We start from the raw sequence: 1,630 nt of genomic DNA, 5'->3' as shown, positions 1-1,630 counted from the left end.
CGACACCTGGCTCGTCCACTACAACACCGAACGCCCGCATCTGGGATACCGAAACCAAGGCAAACGACCCCTCGAAACCGTCATGTCATTCGTCAGTCAAGAAGGTTAAGTGGACAGTTTGAGGACACCGCCTCCGTTGCCCTGTTGCCCCAACTCCGCAGTTCCTTCATTAGGATGTAGAACGTCGGTCGAACCAGGCCGATGCCGAAGTAGAAACGAGGGAGCACATGGCGTCCACCAGTGAAGAAAAAGCCAACGTGGTCGAGCCTGGTGAGAAGGTCACCATTGTCGATCCCACTGGAGAAAACACCCGGCCCGCCGCGAAACCCGTTCCCGTAACAATAACTGACTACATTTCAGGCAAAGAAGTGCGTGCAACGCCCGAGGAGTTGGAGGCTGTGCAGGTCTTCGCTCATCGCCTTGTCGAAGAGCTAGGTTATCCAAAGTCCCACATTCAAACCCGGCCCCAATTCCGCGTTCGGGCGACGCCGTCAGCGACGCAGTCCAAGAGTTACCCAGTCGACATCGTCGTGTTCTCATCGGCGGGAAAGATTGAGGCGGACGCCCAGATCATCGTCGAGTGTAAGAAGAAGACGCGCAAGGACGGCGAGGAGCAACTGAAGATCTACCTCACCATGTCGTCAGCGCAAATTGGTGTCTGGTTTAACGGGAAAGATCACCTTTACCTCCTGAAGGAGTATCGCGAGGGCGGCGAGATCCACTGGTCAACCTTGCCGACGCTGCCGAAGCACGGACAGACCGTAGCCGAGATCGGCACGCTCCACCGCCGTGACCTTGTCGCGCCCACCAACCTGAAGTCAGTGCTTCGCGACATCCGCAATCACCTTGCTGGCAACACGACGGGCATCACCCGAGACCAAGGTCTTGCGATTGAGATTACGTCCGTTCTCTTTTGCAAAATCTTCGACGAGCTCAATACCGCGCCCGACGATTTGCCGCAGTTTCGGACGGTGCACAAAGAACCGGCCGACCGAATCAAGGCACGTGTCGATAGTTTGTTCGCCGCCGTGCGGCGGGAGTATCCGGACGTGTTCCGCGAGAACGAGGAGATTGGCCTCGATCCTGAGAGCCTTCGTTACGTCGTGGGCGAGCTTCAGAACTACTGCATACTGGACGCCTCACGCGACGCTATCGGTGATGCATTCGAGGTATTCATTGGTCCAGCGGTCCGCGGGGAAGAGGGCCAGTTCTTCACGCCCCGCAACGTCGTGCAGATGGTGATCGACGTGATCGACCCCAAGCCTACCGAGATGGTGATCGACCCGGCCTGCGGATCCGGCGGGTTCCTGATCGTAGCGCTTGAGCATGTTTGGCGCGCACTTGAACAGGAAGCTGCGACGAAAGGTTGGAGCGACGTTATTCTTGAACGTCGCAAGCGAGAAGCTGCCCAGCGCGGGTTTCGCGGACTCGACAAAGACGCGTTCCTCACAAAAATCACAAAAGCCTACATGGCGATCATTGGCGATGGACGGGGCGGAATCTTCTGTGAGGACTCTCTAGGGTCAGGACCCATTGATCTGCTTGAAGCTGCCGCCGCCGGGTGATTCAAGGCTCCAGACTGACGGGGTTGATGATGAGCAATCTTTTCTGGCTGACGGACGAGCAGATG

Annotated in this window: 1 protein-coding gene and 1 pseudogene; both read left to right on the top strand. The window is 57.4% G+C overall.

From position 1 onward, the window contains the following. Positions 1 to 109, top strand: a pseudogene (locus tag OM960_RS25325) (IS481 family transposase); the annotation flags it as partial. 118 nt (positions 110 to 227) lie between these two features. Continuing rightward, positions 228 to 1,565: a type I restriction-modification system subunit M gene (locus tag OM960_RS25320; RefSeq protein ID WP_264773924.1), complete on the top strand. Its 1,338-nt coding sequence runs from the start codon at positions 228 to 230 to the stop codon at positions 1,563 to 1,565. Positions 1,566 to 1,630: the final 65 nt, after the last annotated feature.

Source organism: Defluviimonas salinarum (assembly GCF_026013545.1).
Taxonomy (GTDB): Bacteria; Pseudomonadota; Alphaproteobacteria; order Rhodobacterales; family Rhodobacteraceae; genus Albidovulum; species Albidovulum salinarum.
Note: the sequence above shows the minus strand (reverse complement) of the source record. Positions and strands in the feature narration are given on the sequence as shown.

What these genes read in the sequence shown, in the direction of transcription:
- OM960_RS25320 (WP_264773924.1), top strand. Translation starts at nt 228, where the DNA reads ATGGCGTCCACCAGTGAAGAAAAAGCCAACGTGGTCGAGCCTGGTGAG.